The sequence below is a fragment of the Rhodococcus sp. 105337 genome (genome assembly GCF_012844225.1).
Taxonomy (GTDB): Bacteria; Actinomycetota; Actinomycetes; order Mycobacteriales; family Mycobacteriaceae; genus Rhodococcus.
In genome coordinates, this window is the sequence record NZ_JABAGQ010000002.1 from 414,353 (window position 1) to 434,065 (window position 19,713).

General features: G+C 66.9%; 18 protein-coding genes. 9 read left to right on the forward strand and 9 right to left on the reverse strand.

The features are described 5' to 3' along the window. Positions 1-2: 2 nt before the first annotated feature. Positions 3-833 carry a transglutaminase family protein gene (locus tag HF886_RS05660; protein ID WP_169620400.1) on the forward strand — a complete coding sequence of 277 codons (831 nt, stop codon included), beginning with the start codon at positions 3-5 and terminating at the stop codon, positions 831-833. 100 nt (positions 834-933) lie between these two features. Then, positions 934-1,821, forward strand: coding sequence for an aquaporin (locus HF886_RS05665; protein WP_169620338.1), 888 nt, complete (start codon positions 934-936; stop codon positions 1,819-1,821). Positions 1,822-1,921: 100 nt separating this feature from the next. Here the strand turns inward: HF886_RS05665 and HF886_RS05670 are convergent, their stop codons facing one another. After that, a complete protein-coding gene (locus tag HF886_RS05670; protein ID WP_169620337.1) occupies positions 1,922-2,512 on the reverse strand; it encodes a type II toxin-antitoxin system PemK/MazF family toxin in 591 nt (196 codons plus the stop codon). Between the two features lie 95 nt (positions 2,513-2,607). Between HF886_RS05670 and lepA the strand changes: the two genes are divergently transcribed. Beyond that, positions 2,608-4,497 (forward strand): translation elongation factor 4, encoded by a 1,890-nt coding sequence (gene lepA, locus HF886_RS05675; protein WP_296549240.1) that lies wholly within the window; start codon positions 2,608-2,610, stop codon positions 4,495-4,497. Positions 4,498-4,538: 41 nt separating this feature from the next. Next, complete coding sequence (locus HF886_RS05680) at positions 4,539-5,471, forward strand: nitronate monooxygenase (RefSeq protein ID WP_169620336.1); 933 nt, start codon at positions 4,539-4,541, stop codon at positions 5,469-5,471. A 25-nt stretch (positions 5,472-5,496) separates the two neighbouring features. On the opposite strand, the gene HF886_RS05685 is transcribed toward HF886_RS05680, so the two are convergent. Beyond that, a complete protein-coding gene (locus HF886_RS05685) occupies positions 5,497-7,434 on the reverse strand; it encodes a glycoside hydrolase family 15 protein (protein ID WP_169620335.1) in 1,938 nt (645 codons plus the stop codon). 88 nt (positions 7,435-7,522) lie between these two features. On the opposite strand from HF886_RS05685, the gene HF886_RS05690 reads away from it, so the two are divergent. From HF886_RS05690 to HF886_RS05710, 5 genes are all read left to right on the forward strand, one after another. Beyond that, entirely contained in the window at positions 7,523-7,729 is a 207-nt protein-coding gene (locus HF886_RS05690; protein ID WP_169620334.1) for a hypothetical protein, read from the forward strand. Positions 7,730-8,141: 412 nt separating this feature from the next. After that, complete coding sequence (locus HF886_RS05695) at positions 8,142-9,170, forward strand: sulfate ABC transporter substrate-binding protein (protein ID WP_169651761.1); 1,029 nt, start codon at positions 8,142-8,144, stop codon at positions 9,168-9,170. Positions 9,171-9,260: 90 nt separating this feature from the next. Next, complete coding sequence (gene cysT / locus HF886_RS05700; protein ID WP_296549262.1) at positions 9,261-10,055, forward strand: sulfate ABC transporter permease subunit CysT; 795 nt, start codon at positions 9,261-9,263, stop codon at positions 10,053-10,055. Continuing rightward, positions 10,052-10,861 carry a sulfate ABC transporter permease subunit CysW gene (gene cysW, locus HF886_RS05705; protein WP_169620331.1) on the forward strand — a complete coding sequence of 270 codons (810 nt, stop codon included), beginning with the start codon at positions 10,052-10,054 and terminating at the stop codon, positions 10,859-10,861. Before cysT ends, cysW begins: the two co-directional genes overlap by 4 nt. Then, positions 10,858-11,862: a sulfate ABC transporter ATP-binding protein gene (locus tag HF886_RS05710; RefSeq protein WP_169620330.1), complete on the forward strand. Its 1,005-nt coding sequence runs from the start codon at positions 10,858-10,860 to the stop codon at positions 11,860-11,862. The genes cysW and HF886_RS05710 overlap by 4 nt, the downstream gene beginning before the upstream one ends. On the opposite strand, the gene HF886_RS05715 is transcribed toward HF886_RS05710, so the two are convergent. The 7 genes from HF886_RS05715 to HF886_RS05745 all read right to left on the reverse strand — a co-directional run bounded on the left by HF886_RS05715 (position 11,855) and on the right by HF886_RS05745 (position 19,389). Next, positions 11,855-12,739 (reverse strand): universal stress protein, encoded by an 885-nt coding sequence (locus HF886_RS05715; RefSeq protein ID WP_169651762.1) that lies wholly within the window; start codon positions 12,737-12,739, stop codon positions 11,855-11,857. The genes HF886_RS05710 and HF886_RS05715 overlap by 8 nt on opposite strands. Before the next feature lie 84 nt (positions 12,740-12,823). Then, positions 12,824-13,714: a polyphosphate kinase 2 gene (gene ppk2 / locus HF886_RS05720; RefSeq protein ID WP_169620328.1), complete on the reverse strand. Its 891-nt coding sequence runs from the start codon at positions 13,712-13,714 to the stop codon at positions 12,824-12,826. A 177-nt stretch (positions 13,715-13,891) separates the two neighbouring features. Beyond that, positions 13,892-14,638: a sirohydrochlorin chelatase gene (locus HF886_RS05725; RefSeq protein ID WP_169651763.1), complete on the reverse strand. Its 747-nt coding sequence runs from the start codon at positions 14,636-14,638 to the stop codon at positions 13,892-13,894. Next, entirely contained in the window at positions 14,635-15,969 is a 1,335-nt protein-coding gene (locus HF886_RS05730; RefSeq protein ID WP_169620326.1) for a GTP-binding protein, read from the reverse strand. The genes HF886_RS05725 and HF886_RS05730 overlap by 4 nt, the downstream gene beginning before the upstream one ends. A gap of 2 nt (positions 15,970-15,971) precedes the next feature. Then, positions 15,972-16,916 (reverse strand): sulfate adenylyltransferase subunit CysD, encoded by a 945-nt coding sequence (gene cysD / locus HF886_RS05735; RefSeq protein WP_169620325.1) that lies wholly within the window; start codon positions 16,914-16,916, stop codon positions 15,972-15,974. Next, positions 16,913-17,641: a phosphoadenylyl-sulfate reductase gene (locus tag HF886_RS05740; RefSeq protein ID WP_169651834.1), complete on the reverse strand. Its 729-nt coding sequence runs from the start codon at positions 17,639-17,641 to the stop codon at positions 16,913-16,915. Before HF886_RS05740 ends, cysD begins: the two co-directional genes overlap by 4 nt. 29 nt (positions 17,642-17,670) lie before the next feature. After that, positions 17,671-19,389, reverse strand: a complete 1,719-nt coding sequence (locus HF886_RS05745) for a nitrite/sulfite reductase (RefSeq protein ID WP_169620324.1) — start codon at positions 19,387-19,389, stop codon at positions 17,671-17,673. Positions 19,390-19,713 lie beyond the last annotated feature (324 nt).

Genomic DNA, 19,713 nt, shown 5'->3' on the forward strand with positions numbered 1-19,713 from the left:
GTATGCGCGTGGTCCACAAGACCGGCTACGAGTACGCGGGGCCGGTCACGGCGTCGTACAACGAGGCGCGTCTGACGCCGCGGTCCGACAACCGTCAGACGGTGATTCTCAGCCGCGTCGAGACGACTCCCGCGACGCGGTCCTATCGGTACACGGACTACTGGGGAAGCGGCGTGACTGCGTTCGATCTCCATGCGCCGCACACTTCGCTCGAAGTGACCGGTTTGTCTGTTGTGGAAACGGATTCGCTCGATCCGCTGGAGGAACCCGCGGGGTGGGACGTGATCCGCGAACCCGACACCAGAGACCGATACGACGAATTGCTGTTGCCGAGCCGCTACGTTCCCGCGGACAAGTCGCTCGCCAAAACGGCGCGTGACCTCGCAAAGGGGCTCGATCCTGTCGACGCGGTGGTCGCGGCGGCGCAATGGGTGCACGAACAGATGGATTACGTCCCGGGAACGACCGGCGTGCACACCTCCGCAATCCAGGCGTACGAGGAACGGCAGGGTGTTTGTCAGGATTACGCCCATTTGACCCTTTTGCTGTTGCGGGCCATGGGGATTCCCGCACAGTACGTCTCCGGGTATCTCCATCCGGTTGCGGACGCGGAGATCGGCAAGACCGTCGAAGGTCAATCCCACGCGTGGATTCAGGCCTGGACCGGAGGATGGTGGGGATACGACCCGACCAACGCGAGATTCGTGGGCGAGCAACACGTATCGGTGGGAATCGGCCGCGATTACGGAGACGTCCCGCCACTCAAAGGTATTTACATGGGCGGAAGCGCCGCGGCGCAGGAAGTCGTTGTGGAGGTGACGCGACTTGCGTAGTGTGCTCACGAGCGAACGACGCTGCGGCAAGACGATTCGATGGTGTCCGGTGTAGGTAGGTCCGGCGGATGTGCGGGACCACGACCTCCGAGGGGAACTCATGGAACCCGAACGCGACCCTGCCCGTGAACCGTTACCCGATCCCGCGCAGAGAACTGCCGGAGAACCGGATTATGGGGTCCGTGAACCGGATCGCCCGGTCGGCAGAGCCGAACACGAAACGGCGCAGGAAGTCGCGGACCCCACGGACTATTCCGATCTCCGACGGTGCGCGGCCGAGGCCATCGGCACGTTCGTGCTGGTGTTCTCGGCGGTCGGAACCGCTGTCTTCGCGGGTGATTACGTGGGGCAACTCGGCGTCGCGCTGGCCTTCGGCCTGACGCTGCTGTTCCTCGTCTACACCATCGGCCCGATTTCGGGCTGTCACGTGAACCCGGCGGTGACACTCGGCCATCTCATCGTCGGCCAGGTCACTGCCGTACGCGCGGTGGGCTACTGGATTGCCCAGATCATCGGTGGTCTGGTGGCGGGTGTGACGATCTACGCGATCGCCTCGTCGCTCCCGTCGTACAACCGTGCGGCGGACGGTCTCGGTGCGAACGGCTGGGGCGCCCACAGTCCGTCCGCGATCCGGGGGCCGCTCGGCGGCGTCCTCGAAAACGGGTACGGGATCGGGGCCGCGATGGCCGTCGAGATACTCCTGACCGCGCTGCTCGTGTTCGTGGTGCTCTCGAGCACCGACCGAATCGCCGACGTGCCGATCGCCGGAATCGCCATCGGGTTCACGCTCGCGGTGATCCACCTGATCTCGATCCCGATCGACAACACGTCGGTGAATCCCGCCCGCAGCCTTGCCGTCGCGTTCTATCAGAACGGCGCGCTGGGGCAACTGTGGTTGTTCATCGTCTTCCCGCTGATCGGCGGTGCGCTCGGCGCACTCGTCTACGCGTTCCTGTTCGGCCGACGGCAGGGACTGCGTCCCTCCTGACAAGACGACGCCTGACGAGACGACGCCTGACGAGACGACGCCCGGCGGGGTTCGGGGCCGCCGGGCGTCGTCTCGTGCCGGTATCGCCGGTTGTGGGCGGTTACTGCCAGCTGTAGTCGGACCGGAGCCGGCTCGCGACCTGCTCGAACCGCGACCGCTCGAGGATCGCGCCCTCCCGGCGGATGCCGTCCTCGGGCACGTCGATCACGCGATCGAGCCGGATCCAGCTCGGCCGGCCCTCCGGGTCCCAGCGTCCCTTACCGATCCCGACCCAGTCCGGATGTCCGTCGCGGTCGCTGTTCGACGACAGCATCAGGCCCAGCAGCGTGTGGCCGTCGCGGCCCACGACGAGGACCGGCCGGTCCTTGCCCTGGCTCGCGTCCTCCTCGTAGGCAACCCAGGTCCAGACGATCTCACCGGGATCGGCACGGCCGTCCAGATCCGGGGAGTACGCGACTCGCCGGGCGCGCTGTGCCGTGGGAGCGCTGTGCGACGCCACCGGCCGTCCCGGTACCGGACCGCGGGTAGCCGCTGCCGTGCCGCCCGCGGCCGTTCCGGCGGCCGCGTTACCGATAGCGGTCCGAGCCTTGTCCAGCGCTCCGGATTGCTGCAGTTGCTTGTACAGTTTCGGGCCCTGCTGGGCCGCGAGGCGGCCCAGTTGCATGCCTAGTTTCTTCCATGTGCCAGCCACGAGGACCGAGCTTAGCGAGCCGGTGAGCACCGGGCTCGGTGAGCCGAGCCCCGGCCGGGGTCCCGAGCACGCGCAGGCTTGGATATTCTGCTGGTGTGACCGCGGTCTGCACGACCGTTGCCATCCCGAGTCAGGAGCACGACATCAGCACCTTCGCCGACACCACCTTCACGGACCCCGGGAAGATTCGGAACTTCTGCATCATCGCGCACATCGACCACGGCAAGTCGACGCTCGCGGACCGGATGCTGCAGCTCACCGGCGTCGTCGAGGAAAGGCAGATGCGCGCGCAGTACCTCGACCGCATGGACATCGAGCGCGAACGTGGCATCACGATCAAGGCGCAGAACGTCCGGCTTCCCTGGAAGTACGACGGCGAAGAGTACGTGATGCACCTGATCGACACGCCCGGCCACGTCGACTTCACCTACGAGGTGTCGCGAGCACTCGAGGCCTGTGAGGGTGCGGTGCTGCTGGTCGACGCGGCGCAGGGCATCGAAGCGCAGACGCTCGCGAACCTGTACCTCGCGCTCGACAAGGACCTGACGATCATTCCGGTCCTCAACAAGATCGATCTGCCCGCCGCCGATCCCGATCGCTACGCCGCCGAGATCGCGAACATCATCGGATGCGAGCCGTCGGACGTTCTCCGCGTGTCGGGCAAGACGGGCGAAGGCGTCCCGGCTCTGATCGACGAGGTGATCCGGAAGGTGCCGCCTCCCGTCGGTGATGCCGACGCGCCGGCGCGCGCCATGATCTTCGACTCCGTGTACGACACCTACCGCGGTGTCGTCACGTACGTGCGCGTGGTGGACGGCAGGATCGTGCCGCGCGAGAAGGTCAAGATGATGTCCACCGGCAGCACGCACGAACTGCTCGAGGTCGGCATCGTCTCGCCCGAGCCCAAGCCCACCCAGGGCCTCGGCGTCGGCGAGGTCGGGTACCTCATCACCGGCGTGAAGGACGTGCGTCAGTCGAAGGTCGGCGACACGGTGACGCTCGCGCGCAACGGCGCCACCGAACCGCTCACGGGATACCGCGAGCCGCGGCCCATGGTGTACTCGGGTCTCTACCCCGTCGACGGCTCGGACTACCCGGACCTGCGCGATGCGCTCGACAAGCTGCAACTCAACGACGCAGCGCTGACCTACGAGCCCGAGACGTCGGTCGCGCTCGGGTTCGGTTTCCGGTGTGGCTTCCTCGGTCTGCTGCACATGGAGATCACGAGAGAACGTCTCGAGCGCGAGTTCGGCCTCGATCTCATCTCCACCGCGCCGAACGTCGTCTACCGCGTGGTGCTCGAGGGCGGTCAGGAAACCATCGTCACCAACCCGTCGTACTGGCCCGAGGGCAAGGCCAGGGCGATCTACGAGCCGATCGTCAAGTGCACGATCATCTCGCCCAGCGAATTCATCGGCTCGATCATGGAGTTGTGCCAGTCCCGCCGCGGCGAGCTCGGTGGCATGGACTACCTCTCCGAGACCCGCGTCGAGTTGCGGTACACGCTGCCGATGGCGGAGATCATCTTCGACTTCTTCGATTCCCTGAAGTCGCGCACCCGCGGCTACGCCAGCCTCGATTACGAGGAGTCCGGCGAGCAGGAATCGGCGTTGGTGAAAGTGGACATCTTGTTGCAGGGCGAAGCCGTCGATGCCTTCAGTGCGATCGTGCACAAGGACGCCGCGGCCGCGTACGGCAACAAGATGACCACCAAGCTGCGTGAGCTGATTCCGCGTCAGCAGTTCGAGGTGCCGATCCAGGCGGCGATCGGATCGAAAATCATTGCGCGCGAGAATATCCGGGCCATCCGTAAGGACGTGCTCGCGAAGTGCTACGGCGGTGACATCAGCCGTAAGCGCAAGCTGCTCGAGAAGCAGAAGGAAGGCAAGAAGCGCATGAAGACGATCGGTCGTGTCGAGGTGCCGCAGGAGGCATTCGTCGCGGCGCTCTCGTCCGACGCCGCGTCCGACAAGCCGAAGAAGTAGTTCCCGGAGTAGTTCTCGCGCGGCCCCACGAAGGAGAACCAGTGCTCGACACCTGGCTGACCCGGACACTCGGAATCTCCGTCCCGCTCGTGGGGGCGCCGATGGGCGGCCGCGCCGGGGGTGTGCTGGCGGGAGAGGTGACCAAAGCCGGCGGCCTCGGACTCATCGGAGCGGCCCGGTACAACACCCCCGAGTGGCTCGACACCGAAGTGCGCGTCGCCCGCGACATCGGGGACGGGCCGGTCGGGTTCGGGCTGATGACGTGGTCGCTGGCCGACGACGATTCACTGCTCGCTGCTGTTCTCGCGCACCGCCCACAGGTGGTCGCGTTGTCGTTCGGCGATCCGGCCCCGTACGTCGACCGGGTCCGCGAGGCCGGTGCGCTGGTCCTCTCGCAGATCAACACGCTCGACGACTTGCGGGTCGTCGAGGCGGCGGGCGTGGACGCCGTCGTCGCCCAGGGACACGAGGCCGGCGGGCACACGGGCAGGGTCGGCACTCTGCCGCTGCTCCAGGAGGTTCTCGAGTCCACGTCGCTGCCGGTGCTCGCCGCGGGCGGAATCGCCACCGGACGGGGACTCGCCGCGGTTCTGGCAGCCGGGGCGCAGGGCGCGTTCGTCGGGACCGCGCTGCTGGCGAGCCCGGAAACGGTCGGCCCCGAGTACGCGCGCACGAAGGTCGTCGACGCCGGGAGCGCGGATACCGTCTACACCGACATCTTCGACAAGGCCCGGCATCAACCGTGGCCGTCACGGTGGGGTGGGCGCGCGCTGACGAATGCGTTCACCGACCGCTTCCACGGCACAGTCGCCGACGAGGACGTCCTCGCCGAGGCGTACACCGGCGACGATCCCGATATCGGTGTGGTCTACGCGGGGGAGGCTGTCGGCTCGGTGCGGGAGGAGCGACCCGCGGGACAGGTCATCCGCGAGATCGCGGCGTCAGCGGAAGCGCTTCTGGCCCGTTTCCGCTGACGCGGGGCGGCGGGAACGACACCGGTCAGGTGATCGGGTGTCCCGGGCGGAATTCCCCCGTGTGGACTCTGCTCTCGGCGCGGATGACGTGCACCACCGCGTTGATCTGCGCCAGGTGCGTGAACGCCTGCGGGAAGTTGCCGAGATGTCGACCGGATTCGGGATCGATCTCCTCCGCGTACAACTTCAAGGGACTGGCGAACTCGAGCAGGCGATGGCAGAGCGCTGCGGCACGTTCGACCTCCCCGATCTCCACGAGTGCCGACACCAGCCAGAACGAACAGATCGTGAAGGTTCCCTCTTTGCCCGAGAGTCCGTCGTCGGTGGTCTCGACGCGATAGCGCAGCACCAGTCCGTCTTCGGTCAGCTCGTCGGCCACGGCCAGTACCGTCGCGCGCACCCGGGGGTCGTCGGCGGGAAGGAAGCGCAACAACGGGATCAGCAGGGTAGAGGCGTCGAGTGACGGGTCTCCGTATCGCTGTGTGAACACGCCTCTTTCGTCGACGCCGTGCTCGAGAATGTCCGCCTTGATCTCGTCGGCGGTCGCCGCCCACCGCCGCGCGTGGCTGTCCCGGCCGTGCAGGTCGGCAAGCTTCGCGCCGCGATCGAGAGCTACCCAGCACATCACCTTCGACGACGTGAAATGCTGCGGGTCGCCGCGCACTTCCCATATGCCCCGGTCCGGTTCGCGCCAATGAGCGGCAGCTTCCTCGACCTGCTGACGCAAGATCGGCCACAGCGATTCGGGGATCTGCCGCCGAGAACGCACGTGCAGGTACACCGAGTCGAGAAGAGTTCCCCAGATATCGTGCTGGCGTTGCTGATACGCGTCGTTTCCGATCCTGACCGGCTTGGCGCCGTCGTATCCGCTGAGATGGTCGAGTGTCGACTCGGGAAGTGAGCTCTCGCCGCCCACCCCGTACATCACCTGCAATGTGCGGTCGCTCCCGTCGGCGTTCTGCGAGACGTCGAGGATGAACGAGAAGAAGTCGTCGGCTTCGCGGTCCAGCCCGAGTGTGTGCAGGCCCCACAGTGCGAACGTCGAGTCGCGAACCCAGGCGTAGCGGTAGTCCCAGTTCCGTTCTCCGCCAGGTGTTTCCGGAAGGGAAGTGGTCGGTGCCGCAAGCAGTGCGCCGGTGGGGGCGTAGGTCAGACCCTTGAGGATCACGGCGCTGCTCTGCAGATAGGTACGCCAGGGATGATCCGGGAAGCGCCCGGTGGTGATCCATTCCCGCCAGAAATCCTGCGTGCTGGTCATCTTCGCGACCGCGTCGGCGAACGTCCGCGGCGGCGTCAGTTCCGACCACGACAGTGCGACGAACACCGAGTCACCCTTGTCGAGCCGGGTACGGGCGCGCGCTTCACCACCCTCGATGCCGATCCGGAGGTTGGTGGTCAACCGCAACTGGGGTTGTTCGTCGGGTGCGCCGGCCCGCATCGCCGTCGCTTCCTCGTATACCTTTCCGGTGTACCGCCACTCGGCGCCGCACCGGTGGTAGTCGAAGGCGGGCTCGCACGACATGTCCAGTTCGACCGTGCCGTTGACGCAGCGAACGGTACGGAGCAGAACGTGCTCGGCCTGCCAGTCCGACGGGGTGCGCCGATGGGTACGGGAGCGTTCGTCGACGTCGTACCAGGGCCCCATCACCAGCGCGTCGCGCACCACCATCCAGCCCGTGTCGGTCTGCCACGTCGTCTCGAGGACGAGCCCGCCGGGCAGATAACGGCGCGCCGCCGGAACGCTGCGGTTGTGCGGTGCGAGACGGAACCGGCCGGCACTGCGGTCGAGGACCGCGCCGAACACGCTGGGGGAGTCCGGGCGCGGCAGGCACATCCATTCCACCGATCCGTCGCGCGCCATCAGGCACGTCGTCTCACAGTCGGACAGGAACGCATAATCGTCGATCGGCGGATGCGGGCTGTCGTGCAGTGCGGCGACCCGGAGGCGGTGTGACGAAGCCATCCCCCCATGATCCCGCGAAGGGAGCTGTCCGGGGCGGCATTGCCGGGCTGCGTACGGACGAGTTCCGGCAGCCACTAAGGTGAGGAGAGTGGATCGACTGGCATCGTGGTGGGACGGTTTCGAGCTGTGGCTCGCGGGACTGTCCTTTGTGCCGCAGTCGGCACTCGTACTCGTTGTGCTGGTGCCGCTGTGCGGAGGCGTCGCCTGGCTGCTGGACCGCGTGATCGCCGGAGCGTTCGCGATGGTCGGACGCCGCGAACCCGTATCGCCCGCCCCGGACCCGGAGGATTGCTGACATGCCGCGCTCGCGTGTGACCCTGGCGCTGATCGCCCTGCTGCTGCTCGTCGTCATCGCCTGGTTACTGACCCGCTGACACCTGCTTCGTCGCCCGAAACGTCGGTTTCGGGAGCCCCACAGCCTCTGCTAGAGTCTGCCGAGTGACCGCGACCGCGCTACCTCGAATCCGCCATGAACTGGCGTTGATCGCTGTAGGTATGCCCTCGGTTGCCGATATCGACTGTTGTCGCTGACCCTGTTTCTCGACCCGGTCCCTCTTTTCGGCGGGGAGTGTTCTCGCTCCTGTCCGCCGCGCTCCCCTCACGGATGATTCCGTCGCCCTGACTCACCCCGGTTCGTGGTGTGCCGGGTGGCGTTGCCGTCGTCCGTTCGATCACCTCACCGAACAGCCCCTCAGGAGGCTTGTGTCATGAAGAAGCGCACCAGAGTTCTCGTTGCCGCAGTGGCGGCGGCCACCGTGACGGCACTGACCGCGTGCAGCGGCGGGTCGAGCGACACCGCAGGCGCCGAGGGTGGCGGCGACGGCTCCGCCGGCACGATCAACCTCTACGCCTACGCCGTGCCGAAGGTCGGATACGACCTGCTCATCCCTGCCTTCGAGGAAACCGAAGCGGGCACGGACGTCGCTTTCCAGCAGTCCTACGGAGCGTCGGGGGACCAGTCGCGGAAGGTGCGTGACGGGGCCGCGGCCGACTTCGTGAATTTCTCCGTCGAGCCCGATGTCACCCGCCTCGTCGAGGCCGGGCTCGTCAACGAAGCGTGGAACGAAAACGCTTACGGGGGTGTGCCGTTCGGCTCGGTCGTCACCATCGTGGTGCGTGAGGGAAACCCCAAGAACATCCGGGACTGGAACGATCTCCTGCGTCCCGACGTCGAGGTGGTCACCCCCAATCCGTTCAGTTCGGGCTCCGCGAAATGGAATCTGCTGGCACCGTACGCGGCCCTCAGCAACGGTGGTGAAGACCCGCAGGCCGGGATCGACTACGTCACCGCCCTGGTCAACGATCACGTCAAGGTCCAGCCGAAGTCGGGGCGCGAGGCAACCGAGACGTTCCTGCAGGGGACCGGCGACGTTCTCCTGAGCTACGAGAACGAAGCCTTGTTCATCGAGCGCAACGGTGACCCCGTCGAACACGTCACTCCGCCTGTCACATTCAAGATCGAGAATCCTGCCGCGGTCCTGAAGAACTCGCCGAACGCCGAGAAGGCACAGGCGTTCAACGACTTCCTCTACACCCCCGAAGGCCAGCGTCTGTGGGCCGAGGCCGGGTTCCGGCCCGTCGATCCTGCCGTGGCGGCAGAGTTCGCCGCGGACTTCCCGGAGCCGGAGAAGCTGTGGACCGTCGCCGATCTCGGCGGCTGGGACACGGTCAACGAAGAACTGTTCGCGGACGGTTCCGGCTCGATCGCGATCGTCTACGACAACGCCACGAAGTAGAGCGTCGTCTTGAGCATTTCCGAGCAGACTGCCGGTGCGGGAGCAACGCCTCCCGCGCCGGCGGCTCGTCGTCGCACACGCAGAGCACGGATCACCGGCACCGTCGGACCTCTCGGGATCGGCGTGGCCACGCTGTGGCTGAGCCTGATCGTCCTGTTGCCCCTCGCTGCGCTTGCCGCCCATTCGCTGTCGGACGGATTCGGTGGGTTCTGGAACGCGGTCACCGCTCCCGCTGCCCTCGCAACCCTGCGCGTGACCGTCGGCGTCTCGATCGTGGTCGCCGCGATCAACGCGGTGATGGGCACGATCGTCGCCTGGGTCCTCGTCCGCGACGAGTTTCCCGGTAAGAAGGTCGTCAACGCGCTGATCGACCTGCCGTTCGCCCTGCCGACGATCGTCGCGAGCATCGTGCTGCTCTCGCTGTACGGGCCGCAGAGTCCCATCGGGCTGCAACTGAACGCGACCCAGCCCGGCCTGGTGATCGCCCTGGCGTTCGTCACGCTGCCGTTCGTCGTCCGGGCCGTGCAGCCGGTACTCATCGAGGTGGACCGGGAGGTGGAGGAGGCTGCCGCGTCGCTCGGGGCGAACAACTTCACGATCTTCCGCACCGTGGTCCTGCCGGTGCTCGCGCCGGCAATTCTCGGCGGCACCGGCCTGGCATTCGCGCGTGCCATCGGTGAATACGGCTCGATCGTGCTCATCGGCGGCAACATTCCGTATCAGACCCAGGTCGCTTCCCAGTACATCCAGCAGCAGATCGAGATCGATCGGCCCGTCAATGCCGCGGCCGTGTCGGTGGTGCTGCTGCTCATCGCCTTCGTCGCCCTCTTCGTGCTCCGCTGGGTCGCGAGCCGTGGCCTCCGCAGACAGGAGAACGACCGGTGAACGTGTCGCTTCCCGTCAAGATCTCGCTGCGCACGATCGCGCTCGGGTATCTGTTCGTCCTGTTGCTCGTGCCCATCGGCGTGATCCTGTACCGCACGTTCGAGAACGGAATCGGCGCCTTCGCCGAGTCGATCAGCACCCCGGCGGCGATCTCCGCCCTGAATCTTTCGCTGCTGATCGTCGCGATCGTCGTACCCGTCAACGTGGTGTTCGGCATCGTCGTGGCGCTCGCACTCGTCCGTGGCCGGTTTCCCGGCCGCCGCCTCCTGCAAGCCGTCGTCGACCTGCCGTTCGCCGTGTCGCCGATCGTGGTCGGTGTCGCGCTGATCATGCTGTGGGGTGCCAACGGCTGGTTCGGTGCCGTCGAATCCCTCGGATTCAAGGTGATCTTCGGGCTCCCCGGCATGGTGATCGCCACGATCTTCGTGACCCTGCCGTTCGTGGTCCGCGAGGTCGAACCGGTCCTGTACGAGATCGGTGAGGAACAGGAACAGGCAGCCGCGACCCTCGGGGCCGATACCTGGCAGACGTTCTGGCGGATCACGCTGCCGGCCATCCGCTGGGGACTGACCTACGGAGTGGTGCTGACCGTTGCCCGCGCGCTCGGTGAGTTCGGTGCCGTCATCATGGTCTCGTCGGGCTTCCCCGGTGTTTCCCAGACCTTGACTCTGCTCGTGCATGCCCGCTACATCGACGACCACAACACCTTCGGCGCCTACAGCGCCGCGACCCTGCTCATGGCCATCGCGGTGATCGTCCTGCTGCTGATGACCCTGCTCGACCGCAAGAGGAGCACCGAAGAATGATCACCGTCACCGGGGCACGCAAGAATTACGGCAGCTTCGCGGCACTCGACGATGTCAGCCTCGACATCCCGTCGGGGTCGCTCACCGCGCTGCTCGGGCCGTCCGGGTCCGGGAAGTCGACGTTGCTGCGGTCCATCGCGGGTCTCGAGTCGCTGGACGGCGGCACCGTCCACATCGCGGGCGAGGACGTGACCACCGTGACGCCGCAGAAGCGCGATATCGGATTCGTCTTCCAGCACTACGCCGCGTTCAAGCACATGACGGTGCGGGAGAACGTCGCGTTCGGGCTGAAGATCCGCAAGCGGCCCAAGCCGGAGATCGAGAAGAAGGTCAACGAACTCCTCGAGATCGTGGGCCTGGGCGGTTTCCAGTCCCGCTACCCCGCGCAACTCTCGGGTGGTCAGCGCCAGCGCATGGCCCTGGCGCGAGCACTCGCGGTCGATCCCCGTGTGCTGCTTCTCGACGAGCCGTTCGGCGCACTCGACGCCAAGGTCCGCACCGACCTGCGGACCTGGTTGCGCCGTCTGCACGACGAAGTTCACGTCACCACGGTGCTGGTGACTCACGACCAGGAAGAAGCGCTCGACGTCGCCGACCGCATCGCGGTGATGAACCAGGGCCGCATCGAGCAGGTCGGAACCCCGGAAGAGTTGTACGACCGGCCGTCCAACACCTTCGTGATGTCGTTCCTCGGCACCGTGTCCAAGCTCAACGGCCAACTCGTACGACCTCACGACATCCGGCTCGGACGGCAGCCGGAACTCGCGCTGGCGCAGCACGAGGGAACGGCCGAGACACTGGGCATCACCCGCGCCACCGTCGAACGCGTCGTGCACCTCGGTTTCGAGGTGCGAGTGGAGTTGCGCAACGAGGCGACGGGCGAGCCGTTCTCGGCCCAGGTCACCCGCGGAGACGCGCACGCCCTCGGGTTGGCTGCGGGCGAGACCGTCTACGCCCGCGCCACGAGGGCGCCGCAACTGGACGCGGTCCCCGTCACCTAGTGCGGCAGATCGCCACCGGGCAGTAGCTGTGGTGGATGAGTCCCTGGCTGGTCGAGCCGAGTATCGCGGACGACTTCGCGCTGCGGCCGTGGCTGCCGACGACGAGCAGCTGTGCATCGGCCGAGTGCTGGAGCAGGACGATGTCGGGCTTGCCGCGCTCGACCCGGTGCTCGACCTGCACATCGGGAAATCGGGAAGCCCAGCCGGACATGGACTCCACCATTCCGGCCCTCTCGAACGTCGCGAAATCCGTCCAGTCCGTGAAGCGAGAATCTTCGCCGTACGTGATCGTGGACTGTTCCACCCAGGTGTGCACGGCGACGAGCGGTGCCTCCAGCGCCGCCGCGAGGATGTAGCTCTCCGCGATCGCGGAGGAGCTGAGTTCGGTGCCGTCGACCCCGACCACGATCGGACGTCCGTCCGGGGGCTGGAAACCGTTCTCACTCCGCCACGACACCACCGGACAGACCGCGTGGTTGGCGACGTACACGACGTCGGACCTGCGGAACATGGACTGTAGTTCGCTGGTGGTGGTGTGCCCGAGCACGATCATCCGCGCCGACGCCGACAGGTCGGACAACGCGTTGGCGGGCCGGCCCGCCACCGGAATCTTCTCGATCGCCAACTCACCCACGGGGATGCGCTCGCCTGTCGCCTGGCGTGCCGTCTCCGTGTCGAGGACCGCGGCCTCGGCGTCGTCGAGCACGGCGCGCGTGGGTTCGTCGTCGTCGCCGGGGCCCCCGGGATGGGCGTGGACGAGCCGGAGCGGTTCACCGAGCTTGCGTGCGATCGCGGCGGCCCACCTGGCCGCGTACATCGCGCTGTCGGACCCGTCGATCCCCACCACGATTCCCCCGGCCGGTGTTCCTGTGCTCATGGATCCTCGCTCCCTGTCTTCTTCAGTCTGGGGTAGGCCGCACGGTCGAGCAACGAATCTGCCGTATCGCGTCGGAACGGATACTCAGTCGCCGACGGCGTCCTTGCCTCGCTGCACGATGTTCGGATCGGCCGGAAAGACCACCTGGGTGTCCTTGTCGTCGTAATCGAACTGGTTCAGGAAAAAGCGCATCGCGTTGATCCGCGCGCGCTTCTTGTCGTTGGACTTGATCGTGGTCCACGGGGTGAGGTCGGTGTCGGTACGCAGGAACATCTCTTCCTTCGCCGCGGTGTACTCCTCCCAGCGTTCGAGCGACTCGAGGTCCATTTCGGAGAGCTTCCAGCGCCGCACCGGGTCGAGCTGACGAATCGCGAACCGCGTGCGCTGCTCGTCCCGCGTGACGGAGAACCAGAACTTCGTCAGCGAGATCCCGGAGTCGACGACCAATTGTTCGAACATCGGGACCTGCGTGACGAACTGTTCGTACTCCTCGTCGGTGCAGAATCCCATGACCCGTTCGACACCGGCGCGGTTGTACCAGGAGCGGTCGAACATCACGAGTTCTCCCGCGGTGGGGAAGTGCCTGACGTAGCGCTGGAAGTACCACTGCCCTTGCTCGCGGTCGGACGGCTTGTTCAGCGCGACCACCCGGGCGTGCCGGACATTGATGTATTCCTGGAAACGTTTGATCGTGCCGCCCTTGCCGGCGGCGTCACGGCCCTCGAAGACGATGACGTGCTTCGAGCCGTTCTCCTTCGACCATGCCTGGAACTTGAGCAGTTCGATCTGCAGCAGGTATTTCTCGACTTCGTAGGTCGCCCGATCCATACGCTCGTCGTACGGGTAGTTCTTGCGCCACGTGTTGACGGCTTTGCCCTCGATGTCGATCAGGTCGGGGTCTTCGCCGTGATCGTCGCGCACGGAGAATCCCTCGGTGCGGAGACGGTCGATGTAGCGGCGTAACTCGTTCTGCACGTGCGCTCCCTGAAGTGATCCGAGCCCGAGGTCGTTCGTGTTCGATGGAACACCTACTTGTATAGGACAAAAGTGAACGCGAGGACATCGAACGAGGTCGGGCAGCCGTGTTCAGGGCAGCCGTGTTCTGGGCAGCAGGGCTCTCGGTAGCCGGATCCCCGGCAGCGGGCGGCCGTGTCAGGCGGCGGCGCGAACGGTGGCGCGCCGAACCGCCGCGAGATAACGCTCCGCGACGACGTGCCCGACGGCGGCATGCGTGGTGAGGGTCGGGGCGATACGTACGCCGGGATGCGCCTCGACGGCAGCGGCACACGCCCGGTCCCACAAAAGCCCCGGAGCGAGCATCCAGGGTGCGACCACGAGGGTGCGGCACCCGGACCGGGCCAGCAGTCCCAGCGCCGAGGCGGCAGTCGGCTCGGCAGCCGTGGCGTAGCACGGGACGGCCGCCCATGTGGTGCCGTCGGTGACCCGCGGAACGACGCGCGCCGTGGCGGTATTCGCCTCGTCTCGGCGCGAGCCGACGGCACAGAACGCAACCCCGACGGACGGGTCGTCCAGCGCGACACCCGTCGACGCGATGCTGTCGCGGGCGGCGGCGACGAGGAGCGCGTCGTCGCCGAGAATGTCGGCGCGCATCACCTCGAGCGGGGGGGTGCGGGTGCGTGCGTCGGCGAGGATCGCGGGCAGGTCGACGCGGGCGTGGAACGCGCTGCCGAGCAGCAACGGTACGACGACCGCGCGGCGGTACCCGTCGGCGGCGACGGCGTCGAGAACCTGCGGTACCGACGGCGTGTTCAGATCGAGGAATGCGAGGCGCACATCCCATTCGGGGTGCTCTGTCCGCAGCACCGCGAGCGCGGCAGCCACGGCCCGCGCAGAGCGGGGGTCGCGGCTGCCGTGCGCGACGGCGATCAGCGGGATCATGCGGGGACGCGATCTCCGAGTTCGATGTCCGCGAGGCCGTTGCCCACCAGTCCGGCGGCGAGCGTGTTGCCGCCGGCCGGGTCGATCAGCAGGAAACTGCCGGTACGCCGGTTGACCTTGTAGTCGTCCGCCGCGATCGGCTCCGCGACACGCACCGTGATACGCGCGATCTCGTTGAGCTCCAAGGACTCCGGGTGATCTTCCGAGGTGAGGGTCTGCTCGTCGAATCGTTCCTCGAGCGTGCCGACGATCGCCTGGGTGGTGCGAGTGCCGTGCTTGAGGAGCAGACGCGCGCCGGGCCGCAGAGGCTTCTCGGCGAGCCAGCACACGGTGGCCTCGAACTCCGAGAGCGGTTCGGGTGCATCCCCGGGCGAGGCGAGCAGGTCGCCGCGGGAGATGTCGACGTCGTCGGTGAGAACGAGAGTGACCGAGCGACCGGCGTGTGCGATGTCGAGTTCACCGTCGGCGGTGTCGATGCGCTGCACCGTGGACCGGACCCCCGAAGGCAGGACGACGATCTCGTCGCCGGGCCGGACCGATCCGGCGGCGATCTGACCGGCGTACCCGCGGTAGTCCGGGAACTCCGCGGTACGGGGCCGGATCACGTACTGGACCGCGAAGCGCAGACCCACCTCGTGCCGTCCGTGCACGTCGGCGTCGACGGGCACCGACTCGAGGTGCTCGATCAGCGTCGGGCCGTCGTAGTAGGGCGTGTTCTCGCTCCGGATCGCGATGTTGTCGCCGTGCAGCGCCGAGACCGGAATCTCCTGCACGTCGTCGGGAGACCAGCCCAGCGAACCCGTCAGTTCGTTGAACTCCGCACTGATCCGGCCGAAGACCTCGGCGGGGTCGTCGACGAGGTCGATCTTGTTGACCGCGAGTACCAGCTTCGGCACACCGAGCAGCGCGAGCACCGCGGCGTGCTTACGGGTCTGAGAGATGACCCCCTTGCGCGCATCGACGAGCAGCACCACGAGCTGGGCGGTCGAGGCGCCGGAGACGGTGTTGCGGGTGTACTGGACGTGCCCCGGGGTGTCGGCGAGCACGAAGCTGCGCTTCGGGGTCGCGAAGTACCGGTAGGCGACGTCGATGGTGATGCCCTGTTCGCGTTCGGCACGCAGACCGTCGACGAGCAGCGAGAGGTCCGGGGTGTCGAGGCCTTTGTCGACCGAAGCTCGTGTCACAGCGTCGATCTGATCGGCGAGCACCGACTTGGTGTCGTACAGGAGCCGGCCGACGAGGGTGGACTTACCGTCGTCGACGCTGCCCGCGGTGGCGAGGCGCAGCAGTTGCGTCTCGCTCTGCAGGCCGGGCTCGTGGAGGTCGCTCATGATCAGAAGTAGCCCTCTCGCTTGCGGTCTTCCATGGCCGCTTCGGAAACACGGTCGTCGCCCCGGGTGGCGCCCCGTTCGGTCAGCCGCGACGCGGCGACCTCGTCGAGGATGTCTTCGTTGGTGACCGCCTCGGACAGGATCGCGCCGGTCGTCGAGCCGTCACCGACGGTGCGGTAGCGCACCGAGCGGGTTTCGAGGGTCTCGCCGTCGGCGGGGCCGCCCCAGACGCCGGGCGTCATCCACATGCCGTCGCGCCGGTAGACCGGGCGCTGGTGCGCGTAGTAGATGCTCGCGAGTTCGACGTCCTCGCGGGCGATGTAGCGCCAGATGTCGAGTTCGGTGAAGTTGCTCAGCGGGAACACCCGGACGTGCTCTCCGGGGGAGTGGCGGCCGTTGTAGAGGTTCCACAACTCGGGGCGCTGCCGCTTCGGATCCCACTGGCCGAATGCGTTGCGCAGCGAGAAGATCCGCTCCTTGGCGCGCGAGCGTTCCTCGTCGCGCCGGCCACCGCCGAAGACCGCGTCGAAACGGTTCTCGGTGATCGCGTCGAGCAGCGGGACGGTCTGCAGCGGGTTGCGGATACCGTCGGGCCGCTCGGTGAGCCGCCCGTCGGCGATGTAGTCCTCGACACTCGCGACGTGCAGACGCAAGTTGTACTTCTCGACGATGTGGTCGCGGAAGTCGAGAACCTCGGGCAGATTGTGCCCGGTGTCGACGTGCAGCAGCGCGAACGGCAGCGGTGCGGGCCAGAACGCCTTGATCGCCAGGTGCAGCAGGACGGTGGAGTCCTTGCCGCCGGAGAACAGGATCACCGGCCGCTCGAACTCCCCGGCGACCTCACGGAAGACGTGGATCGCTTCGGACTCGAGTGCGTCGAGAGTGTCGAACTTGGTGCCGTCCAGCGTGGCGCGGGCAGTGGTGGGAGTCGGATCGGTGAGTGTCATGAGGCGTGCAACCCGCATTCGGTCTTGGCTCGGCCGGCCCAGCGTCCGCTGCGCGGATCGGCCCCGGGAAGTGGTTTGGAAGTGCACGGGGCACACCCGATGGACGGGTAACCCTCGTCGACGAGCGGGTTGACCAGAATTCCGTGCTCGTCGATGTAGTTCTGCATGTCCTCGTCGGACCACGCGGCGATCGGGTTGATCTTCACGAGGCCGAACGCATCGTCGAAGGAGATCAGCGGCGCATTCGCGCGAGTGGGTGCCTCCACCCGGCGGATACCGGTGACCCATGCGCGATAGCCCCGGAGGGACTCGGTCAGCGGCACCACTTTGCGCAGGCGGCAGCACTCGTTGGGATCGCGGGCGAACAGATCCTTGCCGAGCAGTGCGTCCTGCTCGGCGACGGTGGCCGCGGCGCGGGCGTTCACGATATTGACGCCGTACACCTGTTCCACGGCGTCGCGGGTCCCGAGGGTCTCGGCGAAGTGGTAGCCGGTGTCGAGGAACAGCACGTCCACGCCGGGGCGCTGCTGCGCCGCGAGATGGACCAGGACGCCGTCCTGCATGTTGGAGGCGACGATGTATCCGCTGCGTGCGCCCTCGACGGGCGCCCCGAATGTCTCGTCGGTCCACCGCAGAAGTTCCTGAGTGGACGCGCCTTCCAGTTCTTCCGCACCTCGCGCGGCTATCGCTCGCAGCTCGTCGGCTGTCGCGGTGTCGATCGTCATCTGCCCCGTCCGCTCGTCGGTTGTCTCGGTCATCGCAGGTCGGCTTCTTCCGCGCGTACGGCCCACTGCGCGAAACGTTCGCCCTCGGTGCGGTGCTTCATGAAATTGCGCACGACGCGCTCGATGTAGTCACCGAGCTCGTCGCTGGTCACCTTGTGCTGCCGCAGCTTCCGGCCGAATGCGGAGTCCAGGCCGAGGCTGCCGCCGAGATGGACCTGGAAGCCTTCGACCTGTTTCCCGTCGCCGTCGTCGACGAGCTGGCCTTTGAATCCGATGTCCGCGATCTGCGACCGGCCACAGGAGTTCGGGCAACCGTTGATGTTGATCGTGATCGGCACGTCGAGGTCGGCGTTGATGTCGGCGAGTCGCTGCTCGAGCTCCGGCGCGAGTGCCTGCGAGCGCTTGCGGGTCTCGACGAACGACAACTTGCAGAATTCGATTCCGCTGCACGCCAGCAGGTTGCGCCGCCAGTGCGACGGCCGGGCACGCAGCCCGAGCGGCTCGAGTTCGGCGATCAGCTCCTCGACCTTGTCGTCGGCGACGTCGAGGATCACCAGCTTCTGGTACGGGGTGAACCGGATACGGTCGGAACCGATTCGTTCGGCGGCGTCCGCGACCTTCGTCAGGACCGTGCCCGACACCCGTCCCGCGATCGGGGAGAAGCCGACGGCGTTGAGGCCGTTGCGAATCTTCTGCACGCCGATGTGGTCGATCGGCCGGGCCGGTTTCTCGGGCGCGGGACCGTCGATCAGCGGACGCTTCAGGTACTCCTGTTCGAGCACCTCGCGGAACTTCTCGATGCCCCAGTCCTTGATGAGGAACTTCAGGCGCGCCTTCGCCCGCAGGCGGCGGTAGCCGTAGTCGCGGAAGACGGAGACGACCGCTTCCCACACGTCCGGAACCTCGTCGCGCGGGATCCAGGCGCCGACGCGCTGGGCGAGCATCGGGTTGGTGGACAGGCCACCGCCCACCCACAGATCGAACCCGGGCCCGTGCTCGGGATGTTCGACGCCGACGAACGCGACATCGTTGATCTCGTGCACGACGTCCTGCTGACCGGAGATCGCGGTCTTGAACTTGCGCGGCAGGTTGGAGTATTTCGGGTCGCCGATGTAGCGGCGGACGATCTCGTCGATGGCCGGGGTGCCGTCGATGACCTCGTCGAGGGACTCTCCGGCGAGCGGCGACCCGAGCACGACGCGGGGGCAGTCGCCGCACGCCTCGGTGGTCTGCAATCCGACCGCTTCGAGACGGCGCCAGATCTCGGGAACGTTCTCGACCTCGATCCAGTGGTACTGCACGTTCTCGCGGTCGGACAGGTCGGCGGTGTCGCGGGCGAACTCGGTGGAGAGTTCGCCGACGGTGCGCAGTTGCGCGGCGCTGAGCGCGCCTCCGTCGCATCGCACCCGCATCATGAAGTACTTGGCCTCGAGCAGGTCGAGGTTCTCGTCACCGGTGTACGTACCGTCGTAGCCCTGTTCGCGCTGCGTGTAGAGGCCCCACCAGCGGAAGCGGCCGCGCAGGTCGGACTTGTCGATGCTGTCGAAGCCCTGGTGCGCGTAGATCTCTTCGATCCGCCGGCGGACGTTGAGAGGGTTGTCGTCCTTCTTCGTCTGCTCGTTGGCGTTGAGCGGCTCGCGGTAGCCGAGAGCCCACTGGCCTTCGGCGCGAGTCTTGGTGGGCCGCCCCGCACGCCGGGTTGGGGCTGCCGAACCGTCGGTGGGAGTGGCGTCGGTGGACGACGTCATGCGGGGTCTCCTGGAGTGTGCGTTGACGGGCCGAGTGCGCAGGAGGGAGCTGTACCTCGTTGCGAGCACGCCTCGACCCGGCGGGATCTGGGGATTGCCGGGTGGTGCCGACTACAGACAGTCGGCGCAGAAACAGGCGGCGCAAGGCAGACAGCATGACGCACAGACGCGCTTGAGGTCGACGTGGCGGCGAGCCACGAGTCGCACTCCGGGTCCGGTCATGTCGCCAATTGTGCCATGTCATCGGCGCGATTCCGAAACTCGGCGGCTATTTCCACCGAATTCGGGGGAAATGTCGAGGTAGGCGCCCCGGCCGTGGTCGCG

What these genes read in the sequence shown, in the direction of transcription:
- HF886_RS05660 (WP_169620400.1), top strand. Translation starts at nt 3, where the DNA reads ATGCGCGTGGTCCACAAGACCGGCTACGAGTACGCGGGGCCGGTCACG.
- HF886_RS05665 (WP_169620338.1), top strand. Translation starts at nt 934, where the DNA reads ATGGAACCCGAACGCGACCCTGCCCGTGAACCGTTACCCGATCCCGCG.
- HF886_RS05685 (WP_169620335.1), bottom strand. Translation starts at nt 7,434, where the DNA reads ATGGCTTCGTCACACCGCCTCCGGGTCGCCGCACTGCACGACAGCCCG.
- HF886_RS05695 (WP_169651761.1), top strand. Translation starts at nt 8,142, where the DNA reads ATGAAGAAGCGCACCAGAGTTCTCGTTGCCGCAGTGGCGGCGGCCACC.
- HF886_RS05710 (WP_169620330.1), top strand. Translation starts at nt 10,858, where the DNA reads ATGATCACCGTCACCGGGGCACGCAAGAATTACGGCAGCTTCGCGGCA.
- HF886_RS05715 (WP_169651762.1), bottom strand. Translation starts at nt 12,739, where the DNA reads ATGAGCACAGGAACACCGGCCGGGGGAATCGTGGTGGGGATCGACGGG.
- HF886_RS05725 (WP_169651763.1), bottom strand. Translation starts at nt 14,638, where the DNA reads ATGATCCCGCTGATCGCCGTCGCGCACGGCAGCCGCGACCCCCGCTCT.
- HF886_RS05730 (WP_169620326.1), bottom strand. Translation starts at nt 15,969, where the DNA reads ATGAGCGACCTCCACGAGCCCGGCCTGCAGAGCGAGACGCAACTGCTG.
- cysD (WP_169620325.1), bottom strand. Translation starts at nt 16,916, where the DNA reads ATGACACTCACCGATCCGACTCCCACCACTGCCCGCGCCACGCTGGAC.
- HF886_RS05740 (WP_169651834.1), bottom strand. Translation starts at nt 17,641, where the DNA reads ATGACGATCGACACCGCGACAGCCGACGAGCTGCGAGCGATAGCCGCG.
- HF886_RS05745 (WP_169620324.1), bottom strand. Translation starts at nt 19,389, where the DNA reads ATGACGTCGTCCACCGACGCCACTCCCACCGACGGTTCGGCAGCCCCA.